Genomic DNA, 16,542 nt, shown 5'->3' with positions numbered 1-16,542 from the left:
TGTCCGGGAAGAGATCTCCCGGGCAGATTTTTTTCTTTTTTGTGAGAAAAGTATAAAAAAAATGTCGATAAATATTTCTTGCAATAGACTCTATAAGGTGTGTATAATGAAACATAAGCTGAAAACACGCTTTCATTCGAAAAAAGTGCAGCCATGTCAGGCTGTATCTGATTCCATAAACAACAAATATATAATTTATCAGATTTAAGAATAGAGGATTTAATATGAGAGAAAAGTATGAATCATTATCTCTGGCGGTGCTGAAGGATCTGGCAAAGGCGAGAGGGATGAAGGGAATTTCTACTCTGAGAAAACCGGCACTGATCGAGCGGATGCTGGAGGAGGACGTCAAAGAGTCCGACAGAGGAAATCCCGAAGAAGTACACAAAAATACACCGGCAGAAAATACTGTAAAAGAAAAAAGCTATGATTCGGAAAAAACAGAATATCGTACCCGTCCGGCAGGGGAAGGACTTCAGGAGCAGCGGAAGGAATATCGTAGTGATAAGAATGAGCAGGAACACAGAAGCACAAATATCCGCAGAGAGTACAACCGTGAATATAACCGGGAAGCTGCAAGGGAGAACGGGAATGTCCCGTCAGAATCCACCCAGCTGGACAGTGGTGAAAAGGCTAACGGGATCCTTGAGGTCCTTCCGGATGGATATGGCTTTATCCGATGTGAGAATTATATGCCGGGTGAGAACGACATTTATGTTTCTCCTTCCCAGATCCGCCGCTTTAATTTAAAGACAGGTGATATCATCCAGGGAAATATCCGCATCAAGACCCAGGGAGAGAAGTTCAGTGCCCTTCTCTACGTATCTTCCATTAACGGTTTTCATCCGAGTGAGGGACAGAGACGGTATAATTTTGAAGATATGACACCGATCTTTCCGAATGAGAGACTTGTCATGGAGCGTGCAGGCGGTACAACGGCTATGCGTATCGTGGATCTGATCAGTCCTATCGGAAAGGGCCAGCGAGGAATGATCGTATCTCCGCCAAAGGCAGGTAAGACAACCCTTCTGAAAGATGTTGCCAAGTCTATCCTCAGGAATAACAGAGATATGCATCTGATCATTCTTCTGATCGATGAGCGTCCTGAGGAGGTTACCGATATCAGAGAGGCGATCCAGGGACCGAATGTGGAAGTGATCTATTCTACATTTGATGAACTTCCGGAACATCATAAGAGAGTTTCCGAGATGGTTGTGGAGCGTGCGCGCCGTCTTGTAGAGCATAAACAGGATGTGATCATTCTTCTGGATTCGATCACACGACTTGCCAGAGCCTATAATCTGATTATCCCGCCAAGCGGAAGAACCTTATCCGGTGGTCTTGACCCGGCGGCTCTCCATATGCCCAAGAGATTTTTTGGCGCAGCCCGTAATATGCGCGAGGGCGGAAGCCTGACGATTCTGGCAACTGCACTTGTGGATACCGGAAGCAAGATGGACGATGTTATTTATGAGGAGTTCAAGGGAACCGGTAATATGGAACTTGTCCTGGATCGTAAATTACAGGAGAAACGGGTATTCCCGGCCATTGATATCCAGAAATCCGGAACCAGAAGAGAGGATCTGCTTCTCAGCAAGGATGAACAGGAAGCGGTTTATATTATGCGAAAAGCTCTCAACGGAATGAAAGCGGATGAGGCAGTAGAACAGATCCTGAATACCTTTGCCAGAACCAGGAACAATGCAGAACTGGTACAGACTGTAAAGAAACAGAAATTTTTATAAAGTCCTTGCATTTTAGGGAAAGCTATGTTATACTTAGCAAGCTGTTTAAAATGGAATTCGTCAATTGAATACGAATAATATTAAATATATAGAGAGGTGAAAATCATGAGAGAAGGAATCCATCCGAACTACTATCAGGCAACTGTAACCTGCAACTGCGGAAACACTTTCGTAACAGGTTCTACTAAAGAGGACATCCATGTTGAGATCTGTTCCAAATGCCATCCGTTCTACACAGGACAGCAGAAGGCTACACAGGCTCGTGGACGTATCGATAAGTTCAACAAGAAATACGGCCTGAATAAGTAATTATTGCGAATACAGGAAATGAGAAGGTTGAGGTTGGGAAATCTCAACCTTTCTTTAACTGAAAAATTTTTAATTTGCACAGGAGAGAATGAATGAGATCATCGAATATCGGCGGACAGGCGGTCATGGAAGGCATCATGATGCGCCACAAGGACAAATATTCTATCGCAGTGCGCCGCCCGGACCAGGAGATCGAGCTGAAGGTAGAGGATTATAAATGTATCTTCGGAAATCACGCATTTCTGAAGAAACCGATCATCCGTGGTGTGGTAAGCTTTGTGGATTCTCTTGTGGTAGGCACGAAATGCCTGATGTATTCTGCGGAGATCGCAGGAGACGAGGAAGATGAGGAAACAGCCAGGAAGAACGAGCAGCTTACAGAAGAAGAGCGTTCTGCAAAAAAAGCCAAAGAGGATAAGCAGTTCAAGTGGCTTCTTTACATTACGGTAGCTATCTCCATGGTGGTTTCTGTGGCTGCTTTTATGTTTCTTCCGTATGTACTGGCCAGTCTGATCCGAGGGGTAGGTGCTTCGGAATTTCTGGTCACCATAGTGGAAGCCTTTGTGAAGCTGGCACTGTTTATGGGATATATGTTCCTGATCTCCAGAATGAAGGATATCCAGAGGACATTTATGTATCACGGTGCGGAGCACAAATGTATCAACTGTGTGGAGCATGGTCTGCCTCTGACGGTAGAGAATGTGTTAAAGAGCTCCAGGCTTCATAAGCGCTGTGGAACAAGCTTTCTGTTTCTGGTCATGCTGGTAAGTATTGTGCTGCATTTTGTGTTTGTGGCGGTGCCGTTTTACTGGGTGAGACTGCTGGGAAGACTTCTCATGGTGCCGGTAGTTGCGGGGATTTCCTTTGAGATCATCCAGTGGGCAGGAAGAACAGACAGTAAATTTGCGGACATTATGAGTAAACCAGGTCTTGCCATGCAGAAATTCACCACAAAGGAGCCTGCTGCAGATATGGCAGAGGTAGCCATTAAAGCAGTTGAGGCTGTTTTTGATTGGAGAGCTTATCTGAAAGAGGAATTTGACCTGGACATCCCATATGAGACAGAGGAGACAGAAAATGCAGACTCTTGAGTCCCTTCTGAAAAAAGGTACAACAATACTGAAAGATAACGGATTGGAAGAAGCCGGGCTGGATGCCTGGCTCCTTCTGGAATTTAAGACCGGAAAGAATCGGGCATATTATTTTGCGCATGGAGATGAACCGGTGTCTGATGAGACCGCAGCAGAGTATCTTACGCTGATCGACAGGCGGGCAGGACATATTCCTGTACAGCAGCTGACTCATCAGGCTTTTTTTATGGGCTATGAGTTTTATGTAAACGAAAACGTGCTGATCCCGAGACAGGATACGGAGACTCTGGTGGAAGAGGCATTGAAACACCTTGGGGATGTGGAAAAACCGGAGATCCTGGATATGTGTACCGGCTCCGGCTGCATCCTGCTCAGCCTTCTTCTGGAACGGCAGGATGCCTGTGGGACCGGTGTGGATGTTTCACCGGAAGCACTGGAAGTGGCAAAAAAGAATGCAGGTATTCTAAAGGTGGAGAACCGGGCGGATTTTGTGGAAAGCGATCTGTTCTCGGCACCGTATTTTTGTGAAAAAGGTGGAAAAGATAGTGGGAAATATGATATCCTTATTTCAAACCCGCCTTATATCGCAACAGAAGAAATTGAAACACTGATGGAAGAAGTCCGCCTTCATGATCCGAGGAAGGCCCTTGACGGAATGGAAGACGGGCTTTATTTTTACAGAAAGATCACAGCAGAGGCCGGAAGGTACCTGAAACCAGGCGGATGGCTTCTGTATGAGATCGGCTGCACCCAGGGTGAGGCAGTCAGTACAATGATGAAAGCAGCCGGGTTTACCGGGGTTCAGATCGTAAAGGATCTGCCGGGCCTTGACCGTGTAGTGCTTGGACAGAAACAGGAGGAAATACATGTTTGATAAACTGGATGATCTGCTGGTACGTTTTGAAGAGCTTCTCAATGAGCTGGGAGAACCGGGAGTAACCGACGATCCGGCACATTTTCAGAAGCTGATGAAGGAGCAGAGCGACCTGCAGCCAATCGTTGACGCATATAAAGAATATAAGAAAAATAAGGAAACCATCGAGGACAGTCTTTCCATGCTGGAGAGCGAGAAGGACGAAGAGATGCGTGAAATGCTGAAGGAAGAGCTTTCCGATGCAAAAAAGAGAGTGGAGGAGCTGGAGCATGAGCTGAAGATCCTTCTTCTTCCGAAGGACCCTAACGACAGCAAGAACGTTATCGTTGAGATCCGTGGAGGTGCAGGCGGTGATGAGGCAGCACTTTTTGCAGCAGAGATTTATCGTATGTATGTGAAATACGCGGAGTCCCGCCGCTGGAAAACCGAGATGCTCAGCCTCAATGAGAACGGCATCGGCGGCTTTAAGGAGGTTACCTTCATGATCAAGGGTGAGGGTGCATATTCCAGACTGAAATACGAAAGCGGTGTTCACCGTGTACAGCGAGTACCGGAGACAGAGTCCGGCGGAAGGATCCATACCTCTACCTGTACGGTAGCGATCATGCCGGAGGCAGAAGAAATTGATTTCCATCTGGATCTCAATGAGTGTAAATTCGATGTGTTCCGTGCATCCGGAAACGGTGGTCAGTGTGTCAACACCACAGACTCCGCAGTACGTCTTACCCATATCCCTACAGGAATCGTGATTTCCTGCCAGGATGAGAAGTCTCAGCTTAAGAACAAGGATAAAGCACTCCGTGTGCTCCGTTCCCGTCTGTATGAGATGGAGCTTGCAAAACAGCATGACGCTGAGGCAGAGGCAAGGAGAAGCCAGATCGGTACAGGTGACCGCTCCGAGAAGATCCGTACCTATAACTTCCCTCAGGGACGTGTAACAGACCACAGGATCAAGCTTACCCTTCATCGTCTTGAGAATATCCTTAACGGAGATCTGGATGAGATCATTGACAGTCTGATCGCAGCAGACCAGGCAGTAAAGCTGACAAAGCTGAATGAACAGGAGTAAGCGCTGATTACAGCTACAGAGTTCAAAAAATTATAATAAATCAGGAGGAAACGAAAATGAAAAAGACAGCACTGGTGATCATGGCAGCCGGTATCGGCAGCCGTTTTGGAAAAGGAATCAAGCAGCTTGCACCGGTAGGCCCGAAGGGCGAGATCATTATGGACTATTCCATCCATGATGCACTGGAGGCAGGATTCAACAAGGTCGTATTTATCATCCGCAAAGACCTTGAAGATGAATTCAAAAAAGTGATCGGAGACCGTATCTCCAACATTACAGAAGTTGCTTATGCATTCCAGGAGATCGACGATCTTCCGGGCGATTTTACAAAACCGGCGGACCGTACCAAGCCATGGGGAACCGGACACGCTGTACTGGCAGCAAAGAAAGTCCTTTCCGAGCCATTCGCTGTGATCAATGCAGATGACTACTACGGAAAAGAAGCCTACGTAAAGGTGCATGACTACCTGGTACAGGATCATCCGCAGGATGGCCCGATGCACATCTGCATGGCAGGTTTCCGCCTTGGAAATACATTAAGTGACAACGGAAGCGTCACAAGAGGAGTGTGCCATATTGAGGATGGCAAGCTTGTGGGCGTTACAGAGACACATAACATCTTCAAGACAGCAGACGGCGCAGAGACAAGAAATGACGATGGTACAGCAGAAACACTGGATACAAAGAGCCTTGTTTCCATGAATATGTGGGGACTGACACTGGAATTTATGGAGATCCTTGAGAAAGGCTTCGTTGAGTTCCTTGGTGGGATCAAAGAGGGAGACATCAAAAAAGAGTATCTTCTTCCTGAGCTTATCGACCAGCTGATCCATTCCGGAAAAGCAGCGGTAGATGTTCTTGAGACAAAGGACGAGTGGTTCGGTGTTACCTATCAGGAGGATAAGGCATCTGTACAGGCTGCATTCAAAAAACTTACAGATGACGGCGTTTATCCGGAAGGACTGTATCAGTAATAAAGGAGAACATTATGGGTAAATATTTCGGAACAGATGGTTTTCGTGGTGAAGCAAATGTAAAGCTTACAGCAGATCATGCATTTCGCGTGGGACGTTATCTCGGCTGGTATTACGGCAGAGATCACAAGGCGAAGATCGTGATCGGCAAGGATACAAGAAGAAGCAGTTACATGTTTGAGTATGCCCTTGCGGCAGGACTTACCGCATCCGGAGCAGATGCCTATCTGCTTCATGTGACCACAACTCCAAGTGTATCCTATGTGGTACGTACAGAAGATTTTGACTGCGGTATCATGATTTCCGCAAGCCATAATCCGTTTAATGATAATGGAATCAAGGTCCTTAATGAGAACGGACAGAAGATTTCCGCAGATATTGAAGCACGTATCGAGGCATATCTGGACGGCGAGATCGAGGAGCTTCCGCTGGCAACCGGAGAAGATATCGGCTGTACTGTGGATTTTGCATCCGGAAGAAACCGTTATATCGGACATCTGATCTCTATCCCATGCCATGATTTCAAAAATATCAAGGTTGGGCTGGATTGCTCCAACGGAAGCTCATCCGCCATTGCCAAGAGTGTTTTTGACGCACTTCGTGCAAAAACCTATGTGATCAACAATGAGCCAAACGGAACCAACATCAACCGTGGCTGCGGTTCCACACACATTGAAGTTCTGAGACAGTTCGTGGTAGATAAAGGCCTGGATATCGGTTTTGCATATGATGGTGACGCAGACCGCTGTATCGCCGTAGACCACCGCGGAAACATCATTGACGGTGATAAGATCATGTATGTGTGCGGCAAATATTTAAGAGAGAAAGGCCAGCTCAACGGAAATACAGTTGTAACAACCGTTATGTCCAATCTTGGTCTTTACAAGTCTCTGGAGCGTGAAGGCATCGACTATGAGCAGACTGCAGTTGGTGACAAATACGTTGCCGAGAACATGATGGAAAACAATTACAGTATCGGTGGTGAACAGTCCGGACATATCATCTTTAGCCGCTATTCCGCTACCGGTGACGGGATCCTGACTTCTCTTATGATCATGGAGGCATGTGTGGATCAGAAGGCCACACTCTGCGACCTTGCAAAGGAGATGAAGGTTTATCCGCAGCTTCTCCGGAATGTGCGTGTTTCCGACAAGAAAACAGCACTGGAGAACGAAAAGGTAAAAGCAGCCATTGAGGCAGCCGCAGAGGCACTTGGCGATGACGGACGTATCCTGGTACGTGAGAGTGGTACAGAGCCGCTGATCCGTGTTATGGTAGAAGCGGGAACGGATGATCTCTGCCATAAATATGTAGATAGTGTTGTTGATGTGATGGAAGCCGAAGGGCTTGTTGTAGAATAAGGAATTCCATGAAAAAAACAAAGACCGTATTGATTCTTGCAGCCGTTACAGGAGCCTTGCTTCTGGGCGGCTGCGGCAGTGAAAAAACAAAAATATATGAACAGGCCGGAAAGGATCTTTCCCAGGGAAGCTACAAGTATGCCCTGGAGGAGTACCAGAGCTCGATCCAGAACGGAGTGAAGCTGGCACAGTCCTATCGCGGGGCAGGTATCGCAAGCCTGCGTCTTGGCAAATATGAGGATGCGGTGAATAGCTTCACGGAAGCTCTGAACTGCGATAAAGTAAGCAAAAGCCTTCGTAAGGATATCCTGTCCTACCGGGCTACTGCAGAGCTGAAGTCTGGAAAATACGAGGATGCCATGGCAGACTGCCAGACACTTGGAGAAGATTTTTCCATGGATGCAGGCAGTTATTTCCTCACCGGAAAGGTTGCCCTTGCCATGGATTCCTACGAAGAAGCCGCATCTAACTTCAAACAGGCCTATGGAGAAGATTCCACCTATGATATGGCAATCGAGATCTATGAGGCATATCTGGACAAGGATATGGAAGCGGACGGAACCAGATATCTGGAAGCTGCTCTTTCTTCTGAGGCCAAGGATGCCCAGGACCACTGTGACAGAGGCCGTGTCTACTATTATATGGAAGACTACAGCAACGCAAAAAAAGAGCTTCTGGAAGCAAACAAGAAGGATAATACGGAAGCATTGCTTCTTCTGGGAATGGTATATCTGGCCCAGGATGATGTGGAAAATGCTCAGGCAATGTACAAGCAGTATATTTCCGCAGTGGGTGATTCCGCCAAGGGCTATAATGGTCTGGCACTGTGCGATATCCGAAGCGGAGATTATGATTCCGCTCTTGATAACATCACAAAAGGCCTTCCGACAGCTACCACAGACGAGATGCAGAGTCTTCTGTTCAATGAGATCGTAGCCTATGAAAAAAAGCTGGATTTTGCTACTGCACTGACCAAGGTCCAGGAATATATTGAGATGTTCCCTGAAGATTCCGCTGCAAAAAAAGAGCGGGCTTTCCTGAAAACCAGAACGTCTTCGGAGGGCTGATATGGAATATTTTGAGGAAATACAGGACAGGGTTATCCTGATCGGTGTCCAGGCAGATCGGGGGGATGACATGGAGGAATCCCTGGATGAGCTTGGAGAACTTGCGGCTACGGCAGGTGCGGCGGTTGCAGGCAGGATCATTCAGAATCGTGAGGCCGTACATCCGGGCACCTATATCGGAAAAGGCAAGATCGAAGAGGTAAAAGGTCTTCTCTATGCCCTGGATGCCAATGGAGTGATCTGTGACGATGAGCTTTCTCCTGCCCAGATGAATAATCTGGAGCGGGAGCTGGAGTGCAAGGTTATGGATCGTACCCTGCTGATCCTTGACATTTTTGCGAAGCGTGCCGTCACAAGTGAAGGCAAGATCCAGGTAGAGCTTGCACAGCTTCGTTACCGGTCTGCACGTCTTGTGGGACTACGTTCTTCTCTTTCGCGACTTGGAGGAGGAATCGGAACCAGAGGCCCTGGTGAGAAAAAGCTGGAGACAGACCGTCGTCTGATCCGGAACAGGATATCCGCACTGAAGCAGGAGCTTTCCCAGGTAGAAAAGCACAGAGAGCTGATCCGTTCCAGAAGAGCTGTGGGAAATCTGAAGACAGCAGCCATTGTTGGCTATACCAATGCAGGAAAGTCAACGCTTCTGAATACACTGACAGGCGCTTCGGTGCTTTCGGAGGATAAGCTGTTTGCCACACTGGATCCGACTACCCGTCTTCTGACACTGGATGACGGACAGCAGCTTCTTCTTACGGATACCGTAGGCTTTATCCGCAAGCTTCCCCACAATCTGGTGGAAGCCTTCAAGAGTACTCTGGAGGAAGCCAAATATGCGGATTATATCATTCATGTGGTAGATGCATCCAATCCTCAGGCGGAGATACAGATGCATATCGTATATGAAACCCTGAAAGAGCTTGGTGCTCTGGGAAAAAAGACGATCACACTTTTTAACAAGCAGGACCGTGTTTCCGGGGAGAGCTTTCGGGATCTCCGAGCAGACCATACGCTGAAGATTTCCGCACGGACAGGAGAGGGGCTTGAGGAATTTAAGCAGCTTCTTTCTGAGATACTGGCAGAAGGACAGATTTATATGGAACGGCTTTTTCCTTATTCGGAGGCCGGTCAGATCCAGCTGATCCGTGAGTATGGACAGCTTCTTTCGGAAGAGTATACCGAAAGAGGGATTGCTGTAAAAGCAAGAGTTCCGCGGGAAATCTATCCGAAAGTCACATAATGTTAAAATATCTACTCAGTACCATATATAGTACCGTGAACAAAACGGGCACTATATATGGTGCTTTTTATGTTGACGCAAAGAGGCGTGTCTGATACAATAAGCCTACAGCGCTTTGAACACAGATCGTGAAACGAAGTGTGTTCGTAAGCAGGCAAGTGAGGCGGAATGGAATATCCGCTTATAAATAAATGCATGAGGGAGGCATTTTCTTATGTTTCAGGTAGTAAAAAGAGACGGTGAATTAGATGAATTTAAAATGGGGAAGATCACCGCGGCAATTGATAAGGCATTTGATGCCAAAGGTAAGAATTACAGTTCGGATATGATCGATCTTCTGGGACTTCGTGTTACAGCGGATTTTCAGAATAAGATCGAGAACAACCGGATTTCTGTTGAGGATATCCAGGACAGTGTGGAGAACGTACTGATCCAGGCCGGATATTCTGATGTTGCCAAGGCGTATATCCTTTATCGTAAGCAGCGTGAGAAGATTCGCAATATGAAATCCACCATCCTTGACTATAAAGAGATCGTAAACAGCTATGTAAAGGTTGAGGACTGGCGTGTAAAGGAGAACTCAACGGTTACTTATTCTGTAGGAGGTCTGATCTTAAGCAACTCCGGAGCAGTTACCGCAAACTACTGGCTGTCTGAGATCTACGACAACGAGATCGCAGATGCACACAGAAATGCAGATATCCATATCCATGATCTGTCCATGCTGACCGGTTACTGTGCAGGCTGGTCCCTGAAGCAGCTGATCCGAGAGGGACTTGGCGGTATTGAGGGTAAGATCACTTCTGCACCTGCAAAGCATTTAAGTGTACTCTGCAACCAGATGGTGAATTTCCTGGGTATCATGCAGAACGAGTGGGCGGGCGCACAGGCATTTTCATCCTTTGATACTTATCTGGCACCTTTTGTAAAGGCAGACAACCTTTCCTATCCGGAGGTTAAGAAATGCATTGAGTCCTTTGTATATGGCGTAAATACTCCAAGCCGCTGGGGCACTCAGGCACCATTTTCCAACATTACACTGGACTGGACCGTTCCGGACGACCTTGCAGAGCTTCCGGCTATCGTAGGCGGCAAGGACATGGATTTCAAATACAAAGACTGTAAGAAAGAAATGGATATGGTCAATAAGGCATTTATCGAGACCATGATCGAGGGAGATGCCAACGGACGTGGATTCCAGTATCCGATCCCGACCTACTCCATCACAAAGGAATTCGACTGGTCTGATACCGAGAACAACCGTCTTCTCTTTGAGATGACTTCCAAGTACGGTACTCCGTATTTTTCCAATTATATCAACAGTGATATGAAGCCAAGCGACATCCGCAGCATGTGCTGCCGCCTCCGTCTGGATCTCCGTGAGCTCCGCAAAAAGAGTGGTGGATTCTTTGGATCCGGTGAGAGCACAGGCTCTGTAGGCGTTGTTACCATCAATATGCCGCGTATCGCATACCTTTCCAGAACGCCGAAGGAATTTTATCAGCGCCTGGACCACATGATGGATATCTCCGCAAGATCTCTTCACATCAAGAGAGATGTGATCAGCAGGCTTCTGGAGGAGGGACTGTATCCGTACACGAAGAGATATCTTGGAAGCTTTGACAATCATTTTTCCACCATCGGTCTTGTGGGAATGAACGAAGCGGGCTTAAATGCCTGCTGGCTGAAAAAAGACATGACAGATCCGGAAACCCAGAAGTTTACAAAAGAGGTTCTGGAGCATATGAGAAGCCGTCTTTCAGACTATCAGGAGCAGTATCCGGGAGAGCTTTTCAACCTGGAGGCAACACCGGCAGAGTCCACTGCATACCGCCTTGCCAAACACGACAGAAGCCGTTATCCGGATATCAAAACAGCAGGAAAAGAGGGCGACACTCCGTATTACACAAACAGCTCTCATCTGCCGGTTGATTACACTGCGGATATTTTTGACGCACTGGATATTCAGGACGATCTGCAGACTCTGTATACTTCAGGAACCGTATTCCATGCATTCCTTGGGGAGAAGCTTCCGGACTGGAAGGCAGCGGCAGCGCTGGTACGTAAGATCGCAGAGAATTATCGCCTGCCCTATTACACCATCTCACCGACCTATTCTGTATGTCAGGAGCATGGCTACATCAGCGGCGAGCATTTCACCTGCCCGAAATGTGGAAAGAAGGCTGAGGTTTACAGCCGTATCACAGGATATTACCGTCCTGTACAGAACTGGAACGATGGTAAGACCCAGGAGTACAAGAACCGTACCCTCTATGATATTACCCATTCCCAGCTGAAAAAGGTCCACACCAGTGTGATGACCATGAAGGGTGACGAGGTGGAGATCCAGCCTGTGGAATCTCATAAATATCTTTTTACGACCAGCACTTGTCCGAACTGCCGTATGGCAAAGAAAATGCTGGAAGGCGAAGAACTGGAGATCATCGATGCTGAGCAGAATCCCGAGCTTGTCAAGCAGTATGGGATCCGTCAGGCGCCTACACTTGTGATCACTGACGGGGCACAGGTTAAGAAGTATGTGAATGCTTCTAACATTCAGAAGTATGTGGATGAAGAGCTGGATTGAGCTCTTTGGGGCAATTGTAAATTGTAATTAAAATGGCTGGACGTATGTCTGTTTGGATGTGCGTCTGGTCTTTTTTTATATATTTTTTTTTATCTTGTTATTTTTTGTCTTTTTGTTTTTATATTTTTGGGGGGATTTTCGTTTTTGGGGAAAGGTGGTTGACATTTCATGTCGGGATGGTATACTTATACATGGGTTTAATGATTGAAAGTGTTACACTTTAATGTATAAATATACGTATGCCGCTGTGATACAGCGTGGGGGATCCGGGAATTGTTTCCCGGCGGAAATTTGCGAGGGGGAAAGCACTCAAAGTTGCGAAGCCCGTTTTTCCCCCTCGCGCTCCCCCTTTCCGGGCACGCTTTTTGGAAGCGTACGTTGTGGTGTGTGATACGTTTTGTATAGGGTGATGGATTCGACTGTATCGGGAATTCAAGGCTGAGCCAATGGATGAGGGCGGACGAGAAAGCGGCCCGCATAGCGGGCCTGTTCCCTGATATGAGATTTATGTTCTGTGATATTTAACTGAATCAAGTAAGTCCCCTGCAGGGTTGCGAAAAGCAATAAGCAGTGGGTGAGGACTTGCTTGTATCAGGAGAAGTGCAGGCTCTTTCTGATAAACTGCGGAGCAGTTATTCAGTTATGAGCAAGTAGCGAAGCGGATTGCGAATATCCGCTTGACCTGAATCAAGAAAGCATATCAGTTACTTATATCGGCACAACCTGCAATATCCAATACCGTAGAATCCATCGCCCCGTCAGAAAAGTAACACATTCCACAACACAGAACAGCGGCGTGGCCGGGAGGGGAGGAGCGCGAGGAGGGGACGATGGCCTTCGCAACTATGAATGCTTCCCCTCCTCGCACCTGCCGCATGCGAAATGCTCCCCCTGGAAGGGAAAAACCGCATGCAAAATGCTCCCCCTGGAAAGGAAATCCACAGCCACATGCGAAATGCCCCTCCTGGAAAGGAAATCCACAGCCGCATGCGAAATGCCCCTCCTGGAAAGGAAATCCACAGCCGCATGCGAAATGCTCCCTCCCGGAAAGGGATTCACTTCCAATTGATTTCATGCTAGAATAAAAAAAGAATAATAAGAAAAACAATAACAAGAAAAATAATCAGGAAAAGAGGAAATTACATCATGGTAAAACAGAATATCGTCTTCGTAGAAAACACTCCGGGAAGTCTTCAGAAAGTCACAAAGATCCTTGCTGAGAATCAGATCGACATCTACGGCTTCGGCTGTTTCGATGCACCGGAGTTCGCAAACTTCCGTATGGTATGTGATGATCCGGAAAAAGCAGACCAGATCATGGCAGAAAACGGATATATGACCCGTATTACTCAGGCTATCTTGGTAGATCTTCAGGATGAGATCGGCGGCCTTGACAAGCTTCTCAGCGTCATGGGCGACAGCAACGTAAACCTTCATTACATTTACACCTTTTTCCACAGAGGTTTGAAAGTTCCGGTAGCGATCATGCACTGTGAGGATCTCCTTGTTGCAGAGAGTGTTCTCCGTAACAATGGCTTCAAGGTTCTGGATCGTCTGGTAGATCCGGATGGAGTTGAAGAAGCGTAAGGACATATTCCGGAAAATGACAAACAGGAATGACGTATTCACGTATTGAAGTTTTGACAGGGCAATGCTACAATAAAAGAGCGTGTCAGGAAACAGGAAAACGTTTCCGGGCACGCTCTTATTTACATGTACAACGAGCTGTGGCGAGATTCTGATGAGTGCTGTACAGATCGGAGAAGTAGGCACAGCTGCGTTTATAACGGAATGTACATACAATGGAGGAAATCGATGAAAAGAGAAAGTTTCAGAAAAGGTATGAAGGATGGAGTTCCCATCGCTCTTGGATATTTTGCGGTATCCTTTACCTTTGGCATGATGGCTGTTGCCGGCGGCTTGCGTATCTGGCAGGCAGTTCTGATCTCCCTGACCAACCTGACATCGGCCGGTCAGTTTGCGGGACTGGACATTATTTTTGCGGGAGGCTCCATGTGGGAGATGGCAATGACCCAGCTGATCATCAACCTGAGATACTGCCTGATGTCATTTTCCCTGTCCCAGAAATTCCGGCGTGAGGAGTCCGGCATCCTGAAATACATCGCTGCTTTTGGTATCACCGATGAAATTTTCGGGATCAGTGCGGCTCAGGAGGGAAAGGTCAGTATATTTTATAATTACGGAGCCATGTGCGTGGCAATTCCCGGATGGACTCTTGGAACTCTGGCAGGAGGAATCTCCGGAAGCCTTTTGCCGGATTTTATGCTTAGTGCGTTGAGCGTTGCCATTTACGGAATGTTCCTGGCCATCATCATCCCGCCGTCCAAAAAGAGCAGACCGGTTCTTGGGGTTGTTGCGGCATCCATGGCAGTCAGCACTGTTTTTGCGGTGACACCGGTGTTAAAACAGGTATCATCCGGATTTATGATCATTATTACAACACTTCTGATAGCAGGCCTGGCAGCTTATTTCTGCCCGCTGGAAGAGAAAGGGGAAGCCGTTCATGAGTCATAATGTATATCTTTATATCCTGGTGATGGCAATTGTCACCTATCTCATCCGTATGCTGCCCCTTGCTCTTGCAAAAAACGAGATCAGAAGCCCGTTTATCAAGTCCTTTCTGTATTATGTGCCATATGCCTGTCTGGCAGCCATGACCTTCCCGGCCATCCTGAAGGCCACAGACAGCATCATCTCCGGTGCAGCAGGTTTCCTGGTAGCACTTATTGCTGCATATAAGGAAAAAAGCCTGATCACAGTAGCCCTGCTGGCATGTGCGGCGGTGTTTATCGTGGAGAGGGTTCTGGTATTTATTTGAAGAGGGGATATGCGGAAATAAAATACGCAGGAGGGAGCTTCGAAAAGCTCCCTCCATTTTCATTTATTCACCTAAAAATCCAAGATCGATCTCTCCGTCAAACACCGTAGTTGCAGGTCCTGTCATATATACAAGGTTTTCATCTCTTTCCCAGGAGATGTTTAAGTCTCCGCCAAGAAGTTGTACAGTAACCGGCTTGCTGCCGTCAACCTTGTCATTGAGGATGGAAGCTACCGTAACTGCGCAGGCGCCTGTGCCGCAGGCAAGAGTTTCTCCGGAGCCACGCTCCCATACACGCATCTTTACGGTGTGGCGGTCGATCACCTGAACAAACTCAGTGTTGACTCTGTCCGGGAAGCATACGTGATTTTCAAAGGACGGGCCGATCTTTTCCAGGTCAAGGCTGTCCACATCGTCTACATAGATGATGGCATGAGGATTACCCATGGAAACTGCGGTCATGTGATATTCTTTTCCGTCGACGGTGATGGGAGCGTCGATCACATGCTCGGTTTCGGCAACCACCGGGATCTCTTTTGCAGTGAGGATCGGGGAGCCCATGTTGACTTTTACCATGGAGGCCTTGCCGTCGCGGATGGTAAGATCCACATATTTGATACCGCTTCTTGTGGCGATGCTTAAAGAAGTTTTGTCCACAATGCCGTGGTCATAGACATATTTGGCAACGCAGCGGATACCGTTTCCGCACATGGCACCCTGAGAGCCGTCCAGATTGTACATATCCATCTCGCAGTCTGCAATCTCAGACGGGCGGATCAGGATCAGACCATCGGAACCAATGCCAAAATGACGGTCGCTGACAAATTTTGCCACTGCGGCCGGATCCTTAACAGTTTCCTCAAAACAGTTTACATATACATAATCGTTTCCAATGCCGTGCATTTTCGTGAATTTCATAATAGTAACCTCCTCTTGTTTATGAATATTATACTTGTTTTTTCTGTTGGAGCACAAGCCCCCATGGAAAAAACACGCAGGTTTTTTCCATTTGTTGCCTTTAATAGTATAGTATATTGGACAATTGTTATCGAAAAGTGAATTTTCCCTGTGGAATTCCGGTAAATTAGAAGTGGATTTTTGTATTTATGGATTTTATGTGCTTGCATTTTGTCAGAAACATGGTATCATAAAACAAAGTAATATGCATGGAGATGTATAATTATGCTGTACATTACGGATTGTGCTGTTACTGTTCACTGGTAATATTCCGCGAGGTGTTTTTTGTGACCACAGGTCACAGAAAACCCGAGAATCTCGGCGCGAAATCATGCAAAAGCATGATTTCTGTGCATCGCGGAGCGTGTTGCTGGTCACGAAGTGAACAGTAACATTGGACTGACAGAAGCAGAGAGACAGTTAACGTAAAGT

Annotated in this window: 14 protein-coding genes; 13 read left to right on the top strand and 1 reads right to left on the bottom strand. The window is 47.1% G+C overall.

Going from position 1 to position 16,542, the window contains the following annotated elements:
• The first annotated feature begins 224 nt into the window (after positions 1-224).
• The 13 genes from rho to ACTNDQ_RS03735 all read left to right on the top strand — a co-directional run bounded on the left by rho (position 225) and on the right by ACTNDQ_RS03735 (position 15,153).
• Positions 225-1,745 carry a transcription termination factor Rho gene (rho, locus tag ACTNDQ_RS03795; RefSeq protein WP_441063769.1) on the top strand — a complete coding sequence of 507 codons (1,521 nt, stop codon included), beginning with the start codon at positions 225-227 and terminating at the stop codon, positions 1,743-1,745.
• 105 nt (positions 1,746-1,850) lie between these two features.
• A complete protein-coding gene (gene rpmE / locus ACTNDQ_RS03790) occupies positions 1,851-2,054 on the top strand; it encodes a 50S ribosomal protein L31 (RefSeq protein ID WP_015526151.1) in 204 nt (67 codons plus the stop codon).
• A gap of 92 nt (positions 2,055-2,146) precedes the next feature.
• Positions 2,147-3,145 (top strand): DUF1385 domain-containing protein, encoded by a 999-nt coding sequence (locus tag ACTNDQ_RS03785; protein WP_278797098.1) that lies wholly within the window; start codon positions 2,147-2,149, stop codon positions 3,143-3,145.
• Positions 3,132-4,019, top strand: coding sequence for a peptide chain release factor N(5)-glutamine methyltransferase (prmC, locus tag ACTNDQ_RS03780; RefSeq protein ID WP_022426857.1), 888 nt, complete (start codon positions 3,132-3,134; stop codon positions 4,017-4,019). Before ACTNDQ_RS03785 ends, prmC begins: the two co-directional genes overlap by 14 nt.
• Positions 4,012-5,088 carry a peptide chain release factor 1 gene (gene prfA / locus ACTNDQ_RS03775; RefSeq protein ID WP_015526148.1) on the top strand — a complete coding sequence of 359 codons (1,077 nt, stop codon included), beginning with the start codon at positions 4,012-4,014 and terminating at the stop codon, positions 5,086-5,088. The genes prmC and prfA overlap by 8 nt, the downstream gene beginning before the upstream one ends.
• A 56-nt stretch (positions 5,089-5,144) precedes the next feature.
• Positions 5,145-6,062, top strand: coding sequence for a nucleotidyltransferase family protein (locus ACTNDQ_RS03770; protein ID WP_441063766.1), 918 nt, complete (start codon positions 5,145-5,147; stop codon positions 6,060-6,062).
• Between the two features lie 14 nt (positions 6,063-6,076).
• Entirely contained in the window at positions 6,077-7,423 is a 1,347-nt protein-coding gene (glmM, locus tag ACTNDQ_RS03765) for a phosphoglucosamine mutase (RefSeq protein WP_015526146.1), read from the top strand.
• Positions 7,424-7,431: 8 nt separating this feature from the next.
• On the top strand, positions 7,432-8,490 hold the full coding sequence (locus ACTNDQ_RS03760) for a tetratricopeptide repeat protein (RefSeq protein ID WP_173722492.1): 1,059 nt from the start codon (positions 7,432-7,434) through the stop codon (positions 8,488-8,490).
• A 1-nt stretch (position 8,491) separates the two neighbouring features.
• Complete coding sequence (gene hflX, locus ACTNDQ_RS03755; RefSeq protein ID WP_288786755.1) at positions 8,492-9,727, top strand: GTPase HflX; 1,236 nt, start codon at positions 8,492-8,494, stop codon at positions 9,725-9,727.
• A 214-nt stretch (positions 9,728-9,941) separates the two neighbouring features.
• Positions 9,942-12,314, top strand: coding sequence for a ribonucleoside triphosphate reductase (locus ACTNDQ_RS03750; RefSeq protein WP_110102951.1), 2,373 nt, complete (start codon positions 9,942-9,944; stop codon positions 12,312-12,314).
• 1,146 nt (positions 12,315-13,460) lie between these two features.
• Complete coding sequence (locus ACTNDQ_RS03745; protein WP_021651595.1) at positions 13,461-13,901, top strand: hypothetical protein; 441 nt, start codon at positions 13,461-13,463, stop codon at positions 13,899-13,901.
• 228 nt (positions 13,902-14,129) lie between these two features.
• Positions 14,130-14,849, top strand: a complete 720-nt coding sequence (locus ACTNDQ_RS03740) for an AzlC family ABC transporter permease (RefSeq protein WP_441063762.1) — start codon at positions 14,130-14,132, stop codon at positions 14,847-14,849.
• Positions 14,839-15,153, top strand: coding sequence for an AzlD domain-containing protein (locus ACTNDQ_RS03735; RefSeq protein ID WP_015526135.1), 315 nt, complete (start codon positions 14,839-14,841; stop codon positions 15,151-15,153). The genes ACTNDQ_RS03740 and ACTNDQ_RS03735 overlap by 11 nt, the downstream gene beginning before the upstream one ends.
• Positions 15,154-15,216: 63 nt before the next feature.
• Here ACTNDQ_RS03735 and dapF read toward each other — a convergent pair whose 3' ends face one another.
• On the bottom strand, positions 15,217-16,071 hold the full coding sequence (gene dapF / locus ACTNDQ_RS03730) for a diaminopimelate epimerase (protein ID WP_441063759.1): 855 nt from the start codon (positions 16,069-16,071) through the stop codon (positions 15,217-15,219).
• Positions 16,072-16,542 lie beyond the last annotated feature (471 nt).

Origin of the sequence: Blautia massiliensis (ex Liu et al. 2021), assembly GCF_052064225.1 — a bacterium.
Lineage (GTDB): Bacteria > Bacillota > Clostridia > Lachnospirales > Lachnospiraceae > Blautia_A > Blautia_A fusiformis.
This window is presented reverse-complemented; position numbering and strand designations above follow the sequence as displayed.

Bases quoted from the DNA above. Each gene is read 5' to 3' on its own strand.
- prmC (WP_022426857.1), top strand. From the start codon at position 3,132: ATGCAGACTCTTGAGTCCCTTCTGAAAAAAGGTACAACAATACTGAAA.
- glmM (WP_015526146.1), top strand. From the start codon at position 6,077: ATGGGTAAATATTTCGGAACAGATGGTTTTCGTGGTGAAGCAAATGTA.
- ACTNDQ_RS03785 (WP_278797098.1), top strand. From the start codon at position 2,147: ATGAGATCATCGAATATCGGCGGACAGGCGGTCATGGAAGGCATCATG.
- ACTNDQ_RS03740 (WP_441063762.1), top strand. From the start codon at position 14,130: ATGAAAAGAGAAAGTTTCAGAAAAGGTATGAAGGATGGAGTTCCCATC.
- ACTNDQ_RS03735 (WP_015526135.1), top strand. From the start codon at position 14,839: ATGAGTCATAATGTATATCTTTATATCCTGGTGATGGCAATTGTCACC.
- rho (WP_441063769.1), top strand. From the start codon at position 225: ATGAGAGAAAAGTATGAATCATTATCTCTGGCGGTGCTGAAGGATCTG.
- ACTNDQ_RS03750 (WP_110102951.1), top strand. From the start codon at position 9,942: ATGTTTCAGGTAGTAAAAAGAGACGGTGAATTAGATGAATTTAAAATG.
- ACTNDQ_RS03760 (WP_173722492.1), top strand. From the start codon at position 7,432: ATGAAAAAAACAAAGACCGTATTGATTCTTGCAGCCGTTACAGGAGCC.
- ACTNDQ_RS03745 (WP_021651595.1), top strand. From the start codon at position 13,461: ATGGTAAAACAGAATATCGTCTTCGTAGAAAACACTCCGGGAAGTCTT.
- hflX (WP_288786755.1), top strand. From the start codon at position 8,492: ATGGAATATTTTGAGGAAATACAGGACAGGGTTATCCTGATCGGTGTC.
- ACTNDQ_RS03770 (WP_441063766.1), top strand. From the start codon at position 5,145: ATGAAAAAGACAGCACTGGTGATCATGGCAGCCGGTATCGGCAGCCGT.
- rpmE (WP_015526151.1), top strand. From the start codon at position 1,851: ATGAGAGAAGGAATCCATCCGAACTACTATCAGGCAACTGTAACCTGC.
- prfA (WP_015526148.1), top strand. From the start codon at position 4,012: ATGTTTGATAAACTGGATGATCTGCTGGTACGTTTTGAAGAGCTTCTC.
- dapF (WP_441063759.1), bottom strand. From the start codon at position 16,071: ATGAAATTCACGAAAATGCACGGCATTGGAAACGATTATGTATATGTA.